Here is an 8,918-nt window from a genome sequence, read left to right as displayed (position 1 = left end):
TAAGCCTCACAGCGCCGATGGTACTGCAGGGGGGACCCTGTGGGAGAGTAGGACGCCGCCGAACAATCATTGTGGGAATGCCCCGTGCCTTTTGGTACGGGGCATTCCTGCGTTCGCCTTCCGTGTTCTCCTGTCATGTTCCCCGTGTTCCATCCCCGTTTCCCTTGGGGATGGTGCTGTGCATCTCCGATCATCGTGTATGCTTTATCTCGTTGCCGCGCCCCAATAGCTCAGTCGGTAGAGCGTCTCCATGGTAAGGAGAAGGTCTACGGTTCGATTCCGTATTGGGGCTCAAGTAAAAGAAAGGCCCCCGCCACTCGGCGGGGGCCTTTCGCGTTTGTGTCAGCCGTTGTGGGGCTCCGGGACGCGCATCGCCAGGATGGCCATGTCGTCGGAGGCCGGCTCGGCCGCGAAGCGTTCCACCGCGCGCAGTACGCGGGAGGCGACCGCGCCGGCCGTCAGGCCCGTACAGGTCGTCAGCACGTCGGCCAGGCCGTCGTCGCCCAGCATGCGTGTGCCCTCCCTGCGTTCCGTGACGCCGTCGGTGACGCACAGGAGGACGTCACCGGGGTCGAGGGTGACCATCTGCTCGTACAGCTCCAGGTCCTCCATGACACCCAGCAGCGGCTGCGGTTCCGCGGCTGGTTCGACCGTGCCGTCCTGGCGCAGGCGCAGCGGGAGCGGATGGCCGGCGCAGACCACCTTGAGGACCGCGCTGCCGTCCTCCTGGGGCCACAACTCGCCGTAGAGCAGCGTGAGGAAGCGGCTGCGGGCGCCCTCGTCGAGGATCGCCGCGTTCAGCCGCTCAAGGACGGCGGGGCCGCCGAATCCCTCGCGGGCCAGCAGACGCAGTGCGTGCCGGGCCAGGCCGGTGACGGCCGCGGCTTCCGGGCCCGTGCCGCAGACGTCTCCGATGGCGAAGCCGTAGGCGCCGTCCCGGATCGGGAACAGGTCGTAGAAGTCGCCGCCCACCTCGTTGCCTTCGCCCGCGGCGCGGTAGATGACCTCGACCTCGACGCCGGGGACCTGGGGCAGTCCCGGCGGCAGCAGGCTGCGCTGGAGGGCCTGGCTGATGGCCGTACGCTCCGAGTAGAGACGGGCGTTGTCGAGGGCGAGCGCCGCTCGGCGGGAGAGGTCTTCGGCGAGTTCCAGGATCTCCTGGCGGAAGTGGTCGTCCGAGGGCTTGCCGAGGGTCAGCATGCCGATGACGCGGTTACGGGCGACCAGCGGCAGCACGACGGTCTCGCCGCCGACCGCCGCCGCTGTCGCGAGCGTTGTGCCGATGCCGGAGGAGACCGGGCTCGAACCCCTTCCCAACTGCCGCATGGAGGTGCGCAGGGCGGCCTGATGGGCCGCGTCCGCGGGGGCCGTCCAGATACGGGCGCCCGGCGCGGGGACCGGATCCGGCGGGTCGATCTTGGAGAGCAGGGCCTTGAGGCCGTCGATGCGGTCCTCGTCCTCGTGCAGCACATAAGAGAGGTACGGGTCCGACGACTGGTCGGCGATCGTATAGACGGCGCACCAGGTGGCCAGGGTGGGGACGGTCATCTGTGCCATCAGGGCCAGCGTCTGATCGCGGTCCAGTGTGCCGGCGAGCAGATCGGAGGCCTCGACAAGGAACGAGAGCGAGCCGCGACGCAGGCGTTCGAGTTCGCCGAGACGGGCCGATTCGACGGCCAGGGCGATGCGGTCCGCGGCGAACTGGAGGCGCAGCGCCTCCTCGTTGGAGTAGCGGGCCGCTCCTTCGGCGGCGACGCCCAGGGAGCCGGTGAGTCTGCCCTCGACCTTGAGCGGGACGGTCACAACCGAGCGCATGCCGGTGTCGTTGAGCAGCGGGACGGCCCCGGGGACCGCCGTGAGGTCGTCGTGGACGGCGGGCATGCGGGCGGAGCCGTAACGGCCCGTGCCGGCCTCCACAGGGACGCGGGCGAAGCGCTGGCGGGCGGAGGGGAGGCCGGTGGAGGCCCGTACCTCCAACTCCGTCTCGTCGTCCGTGGCGAGGAGGAGGAACGCCGAGTCGCCGTCGAGCATGTCGCGGGCGCGCTCCACCGTGCGCTGGAGGAGTCCGTCGAGATCGTCGGGGGCGGGGGAGCCGATGAAGACCTCGAAGGGGTCCGCGCTCCGGCTCTCTGAGCCGGTGTCGGTCACGGGAGCGCGCAATGGGGTCTGGATGACGGCGCGTTCGTCGTCGCGTACGAGGAGGCAGACCGTGGACGGCTCGCCGTGGGTGTCGCGCACCCGCAGATGGGAGGCGTAGACGGGGATGACCCGGCCGTCGGCACCGCGGATGCCGTAACTGCCCTCCCAGCGGGAGAGTTGGAGTGCCTCGACGATGCCCGTGCCGATACCGGGGGTGTGGGGCCAGGCGGCGATGTCGTTGAGTGGCTTGCCGGTGACCTGTTCGGCGGCGTACCCGAACAGGTGCTCCGCGTCCTCGTTCCAGTTGACGATGGTGCCGGCGCGGTCGATCTGGACGACGGCCACCCGTACGCGTTCGTCCGCGACGGGGAGCAGGCTGGTGGGGAGGACGGGGCCGGCCGAGCGGGTGCCCACCTGGCGCTGGGGCAGGTCGAGCTGGAACCACACCTGCTTGTGCGTCGGGGAGTACTCGACGCCCCAGCGTGAGGCGAGGGCGGCGCAGAGCAGCAGCCCCCGGCCGTTCTCGCGGTCCGGGCTGCCGAACGACTGGCCGGTGCCCTGGATGGGGACCTCGCGTTCGGGGTAGCGGTCGGCCACTTCGACCCGGACGCCGTCCTCCGTGCGCAGACAGAGCACATCGGCGGAGGTACCGGCATGGATCACCGCATTGGTGACGAGTTCACTGGTGAGGACGACGGCGTCATCGACGACGTCGGAGTAGCCCCATCCCTGGAGCGTGTCGCGGACGAAGGCGCGGGCCGTCGCGACGGACCGCCCGACAGGGTCGAAGCTGGCAGCCGCCCGCGCGGTGATCACAGAACTCCTCGTACGCGTTTCGACGCCCGGCTTCGCCATGATCGGCCCCGCACCTCCTTGTGCCCGGTGGTAGTACCTTCGCCACACCGCCCCTGCCGGGCGGACCGGGACGGTTGGACAGCCGGATGCCAGGTTACTTACCTTCGCTGTCCGAGCGGATGCCGGTCGCCGCTGTTTCCACCCTGCGGGGGCGGGGACGCTATGCGAAGCTGCCGAACTGTTATGGCCTGGTTCGGGCATGGTGAAACACTGGGCAGGCTTTCGGAGACAGCTCGGGCAGTACGGTCAACCCCTGCGGGAGGGACACGGTGGAGTCTGGCACGGCGGCGCGTGGCAATGGCACGCGCGCGAAAGGCGGACGGTCCCGAAGCAATGGGACCATCGAGGTGGACGCGGCGGAGCTGAACAGACTCCTGGCGGCCTTGGTGGCGATGCGGGACGGCAACTTCCGTAAGCGCCTGACCGTCTCCGGTGACGATGTGATGACGGAGATGGCCGCCGTCTTCAACGAGGTCGCCGACCGTAATCTCCATCTCACGGGCGAGCTGGCCCGCGTACGGCGCATGGTCGGGCGTGAGGGAAAGCTCACGGAACGGCTGGAGACCGGGGCCTGTGAGGGCTCCTGGGCCGCCGCGATCGACGCGTCGAACGCGCTGGTGGACGATCTGGCGCGGCCCGTCTCCGAGGTGGGCCGGGTCCTCTCCGCGGTCACCGAGGGCGATCTGGAGCAGCGTATGGAGCTGCGCTCGCACTCCTCCGAGGGCGCGGAGCGGCCGTTGCGCGGCGAGTTCCTGAAGGTGGCCCGTACGGTCAACAATCTGGTCGACCAGCTCTCGGCGTTCACCGACGAGGTGACGCGGGTGGCGCTGGAGGTGGGTACCGAGGGCAAGCTCGGCGGTCAGGCCAAAGTGCGAGGTATGTCCGGATCGTGGAAGGACCTCACGGATTCGGTCAACACGATGGCGTATCGATTGACCGCTCAGGTACGTGATATTGCTCTCGTCACGACGGCGGTTGCCAAGGGTGATCTGTCGCGCAAGGTCACGGTTCATGTGGCCGGCGAGATGCTCCAGCTGAAGAACACCGTCAACACCATGGTCGACCAGTTGTCGTCCTTCTCCTCCGAGGTCACGCGCGTGGCCAGGGAAGTGGGTACGGAGGGCGAGCTGGGCGGCCAGGCGACCGTGCCCGGGGTGGCCGGGGTGTGGAAGGACCTCACCGATTCGGTGAACACGATGGCCGGCAACCTGACCAACCAGGTGCGGGGTATCGCGGAGGTCACCACGGCCGTCGCCAATGGCGATCTGTCGCAGAAGGTCACCGTGAGCGCGCGCGGCGAGGTGGCTCAGCTCGCCGAGACGATCAACCAGATGACGGAGACGCTCCGTACCTTCGCGGACGAAGTGACCCGAGTGGCGAGTGAGGTCGGCGCCGAGGGGCTGCTCGGCGGCCAGGCGCAGGTCCCCGGCGCGGCCGGCACCTGGAAGGACCTGACGGACTCGGTCAACAGCGTCTTCCGCAATCTGACCTCTCAGGTGCGGGACATCGCGCAGGTCACGACGGCGGTCGCGAACGGCGATCTGTCGCAGAAGGTCACCGTCGATGTCGCGGGCGAGATGCTGGAGCTCAAGAACACCGTCAACACGATGGTGGGTCAGCTGCAGTCGTTCGGTTCCGAGGTCACCCGGGTCGCCCGCGAGGTCGGCGTCGAGGGCCGGCTCGGCGGCCAGGCCGAGGTGCCGGGCGCGGCCGGGACGTGGAAGGACCTCACCGACTCGGTGAACACGGCCTTCCGTAACCTGACCGGCCAGGTGCGGGACATCGCGCAGGTGACCACTGCGGTCGCCAATGGCGATCTGACCCAGAAGGTCACGGTCAATGTGGCCGGCGAGATGCTGGAGCTGAAGAACACCGTCAACACGATGGTGGCGCAGCTGTCCTCGTTCGCGGACCAGGTCACGGTCATGGCGCGGGACGTGGGTACGGAGGGCCGGCTCGGCGGCCAGGCGCGGGTGGACGGTGTCAGCGGTACGTGGAAGGAACTCACCGACTCCGTCAACTTCATGGCCGGGAACCTCACCGATCAGGTGCGCCAGATCGCCCAGGTGACCACGGCCGTGGCGCGCGGTGATCTGTCGCAGAAGATCGATGTGGACGCCCGGGGCGAGATCCTGGAGCTGAAGAACACGATCAACACCATGGTCGACCAGCTCTCGGCCTTCGCGGACCAGGTGACCAGGGTCGCGCGTGAGGTCGGTACGGACGGACGGCTGGGCGGTCAGGCGCAGGTGCCCGGCGTCGCCGGTGTCTGGCGGGATCTGACCGATTCCGTGAACGGCATGGCCGGGAACCTCACGGCGCAGGTCAGGAATATCGCGGGCGTCGCCACGGCGGTGGCGCGCGGCGACCTGTCCCAGAAGATCGACGTGGACGCGCGCGGCGAGATCCTGGAGCTGAAGAACACCCTCAACACGATGGTGGACCAGCTGTCCAACTTCGCCGAGCAGGTCACCAGGGTCGCCCGTGAAGTGGGCACCGAGGGCATCCTCGGCGGCCAGGCCGAGGTACAGGGCGTCTCTGGCACCTGGAAGGACCTCACCCAGTCCGTCAACTTCATGGCGAACAATCTGACGTCGCAGGTCCGCAATATCGCGGAAGTCACCACGGCGGTCGCCAAGGGCGATCTGTCGAAGAAGATCACCGTCGATGCCAGGGGCGAGATCCTCGATCTGGTCACGACCGTCAACACGATGGTCGACCAGCTGCTGAACTTCGCCGACGAAGTGACTCGCGTCGCCCGTGAGGTGGGTACGGAGGGCATCCTCGGCGGGCAGGCCAGGGTCCGGGGTGTCACCGGAATCTGGAAGGACCTCAGCGACAACGTCAACACCATGGCCAACAACCTCACCAGTCAGGTGCGCAATATCTCGCGGGTCTCCGCCGCGGTCGCCAATGGTGATCTGACGAAGAAGGTGACGGTCGAGGCGCGCGGCGAGGTCGCCGAACTCGCCGACACCGTCAACACGATGGTGACGACGCTGTCCTCATTCGCGGACGAGGTCACGCGCGTCGCCCGGGAGGTGGGCACCGAGGGCGAACTGGGCGGCCAGGCCCGGGTTCCGGGCGTGTCCGGTACGTGGAAGGACCTCACCGAGTCCGTGAACTCGATGGCGTCCAATCTGACCGGACAGGTGCGCCAGATCGCGACGGTCACCACCGCCATCGCCAAGGGTGATCTCACCAAGAAGATCGACATCGATGCCCGCGGTGAGATCCTGGAGTTGAAGAACACCATCAACACGATGGTCGACCAGCTCTCCTCGTTCGCCGATCAGGTGACGCGTGTGGCCCGCGAGGTGGGCACGGACGGGCAACTGGGCGGCCAGGCCCGGGTGCGGGACGTCGACGGCACCTGGCGCGACCTCACCGAATCGGTGAATGAGATGGCCGGCAACCTGACCCGTCAGGTGAGGGCGATCGCCGCCGTCGCCACCGCGGTGACCCGTGGCGATCTCAACCTGAAGATCGATGTCGACGCGGCGGGCGAGATCCAGGTCCTCCAGGACAACATCAATACGATGATCGCCAATCTGCGTGACACGACCCTCGCCAATGAGGAACAGGACTGGCTCAAGGGCAATCTCGCCCGTATCTCCGGTCTGATGCAGGGCCGCCGCGATCTCGACGACGTCGCCTCGCTGATCATGAGCGAGCTGACCCCGGTGGTCTCGGCGCAGCACGGCGCGTTCTTCCTGGCGATGCAGACCGGCACGGTGCCGCAGGTCGGGACGGACACCGGCAAGGACGCCTCGTACGAGCTGTGCATGCGCGGCAGTTACGGCTACTCGGCGGGGTCGATGCCGACATCCTTCCGGCCGGGGGAGACGCTCATCGGGACGGCCGCCGAGGAGAAGCGCACCATCCAGGTCAATGTGCCGCCGGGCTATCTGAAGATCTCGTCGGGGCTCGGGGAGGCCGCGCCCGCGCATGTGATCGTGCTGCCGGTGCTCTTCGAGGGGAAGGTCCTCGGTGTGATCGAGCTGGCGTCGTTCCAGCCGTTCACCCATATCCAGCGGGACTTCCTCAACCAGATCGCCGAGATGATCGCGACGAGCGTCAACACCATCAGCGTCAACTCCAAGACGGAGGTTTTGCTGAAGCAGTCGCAGGAGCTGACCGAGCAGCTGCGGGAGCGCTCCGCGGAGCTGGAGAACCGGCAGAAGGCCCTCCAGGAGTCCAACGCGGAGCTGGAGGAGAAGGCCGAACTGCTGGCGCAGCAGAACCGCGACATCGAGGTGAAGAACACCGAGATCGAAGAGGCCAGGCAGGTGCTTGAGGAGCGGGCCGAGCAGCTCGCCGTCTCGATGCGGTACAAGTCGGAGTTCCTCGCGAACATGTCGCACGAGCTGCGTACGCCGCTCAACTCGCTGCTCATCCTCGCCAAGCTGCTCGCGGACAACGCCGAGTCGAACCTCTCGCCGAAGCAGGTGGAGTTCGCGGAGACGATCCATGGCGCGGGCTCGGATCTGCTCCAGCTGATCAACGACATCCTCGATCTGTCGAAGGTCGAGGCGGGCAAGATGGACGTCAGCCCGACCCGTATCGCACTGGTCCAGCTGGTCGACTATGTGGAGGCGACCTTCCGGCCGCTCACGGCGGAGAAGGGACTCGACTTCTCCGTACGGGTCTCGCCCGAGCTGCCCGCGACGCTGCACACGGACGAACAGCGGCTCCTCCAGGTGCTGCGCAATCTGCTCTCCAACGCGGTGAAGTTCACCGACAGCGGCGCGGTGGAGCTGGTGATCCGGCCGGCCGGTACGGATGTGCCGGACGCCATCAGGGAGCAGCTGCTGGAGGCGGGTTCGCTGCGGGACGCGGACGGCGATCTGATCGCGTTCTCGGTCACCGACACCGGGATCGGGATCGCGGCGAGCAAGATGCGTGTCATCTTCGAGGCGTTCAAGCAGGCGGACGGTACGACCAGCCGGAAGTACGGCGGCACGGGTCTCGGACTGTCCATCAGCCGGGAGATCGCCCGGCTGCTCGGCGGTGAGATCCACGCCGCGAGCGAGCCGGGGCGTGGCTCGACCTTCACGCTCTATCTGCCGCTCCACCCCAGCGAGCTGCCTCCGCAGGGCTATCCGCAGCTGACGCCCGCGGGGATGCAGCAGCTGACCTCGGCGGGCCTCCATCCGCAGGGACGTCAGCCGTCGGACGACGGTGCGGCGGAGGCGCCGGGACAGGCGCAGGGGCGGCTGGAGGGGGCCTCCGCGCCCGCGGAACTGCCCGGTCCCGCCGCCCTGTTCCGGCGTCGTCGCAAGAGCGCGGGCGCCGGGGAGCGTGGCTCCCAGCCACAGGGCGGGGCTCCGGCCACCTCGGACGGCCCGGCGGGCGGGCCGCGCGGGCTGGAGTCCTGGGGCTCGGGTGTGGCCGCCGCGGGCCGTCAGGAGGCGCCGCGGGAGAGCCGTACCTTCTCGTTCGACAACGAGAAGGTGCTGATCGTCGATGACGACATCCGCAATGTCTTCGCCCTCACCAGCGTGCTGGAGCAGCACGGGCTGTCGGTGCTGTACGCGGAGAACGGCCGTGAGGGCATCGAAGTCCTGGAGCAGCACGACGATGTGACAGTCGTTCTGATGGACATCATGATGCCGGAGATGGACGGTTACGCGACGACGACGGCGATCCGCAGGATGCCGCAGTTCGCCGGGTTGCCGATCATCGCCCTCACCGCGAAGGCGATGAAGGGCGACCGGGAGAAGGCCATTGACTCCGGCGCGTCCGACTATGTCACCAAGCCGGTCGACCCCGATCATCTGCTGTCGGTGATGGAGCAGTGGATGCGCGACAAGTGATTGATGGGTGCCCGAATCAGTGTGATGTGCTGACGGAATATGCCCGATGGCGTGTGAGTCGCCGTGATTCGGGGAACCTTCTGGTCTCGCGCCGCGTTTCCGCTTCGA

The 8,918-nt window shown here is 67.9% G+C and carries 2 protein-coding genes and 1 tRNA gene; 2 read left to right on the top strand and 1 reads right to left on the bottom strand.

Annotation, left to right across the window (positions count from 1 at the left end):
* The first annotated feature begins 219 nt into the window (after window positions 1-219).
* Window positions 220-292 (top strand) — tRNA-Thr (locus AB0M67_RS32705).
* Between the two features lie 50 nt (window positions 293-342).
* On the opposite strand, the gene AB0M67_RS32700 is transcribed toward AB0M67_RS32705, so the two are convergent.
* A complete protein-coding gene (locus AB0M67_RS32700) occupies window positions 343-2,994 on the bottom strand; it encodes a SpoIIE family protein phosphatase (RefSeq protein WP_365751178.1) in 2,652 nt (883 codons plus the stop codon).
* Between the two features lie 269 nt (window positions 2,995-3,263).
* On the opposite strand from AB0M67_RS32700, the gene AB0M67_RS32695 reads away from it, so the two are divergent.
* Window positions 3,264-8,810: a HAMP domain-containing protein gene (locus tag AB0M67_RS32695; protein ID WP_365751177.1), complete on the top strand. Its 5,547-nt coding sequence runs from the start codon at window positions 3,264-3,266 to the stop codon at window positions 8,808-8,810.
* The last annotated feature ends 108 nt before the right edge of the window (window positions 8,811-8,918 follow it).

This window comes from Streptomyces sp. NPDC051662 (genome assembly GCF_040681655.1).
Lineage (GTDB): Bacteria > Actinomycetota > Actinomycetes > Streptomycetales > Streptomycetaceae > Streptomyces.
This window is presented reverse-complemented; position numbering and strand designations above follow the sequence as displayed.

Coding starts and splice junctions, on each gene's coding strand:
- AB0M67_RS32700 (WP_365751178.1), bottom strand. CDS start 2,994: ATGGCGAAGCCGGGCGTCGAAACGCGTACGAGGAGTTCTGTGATCACC.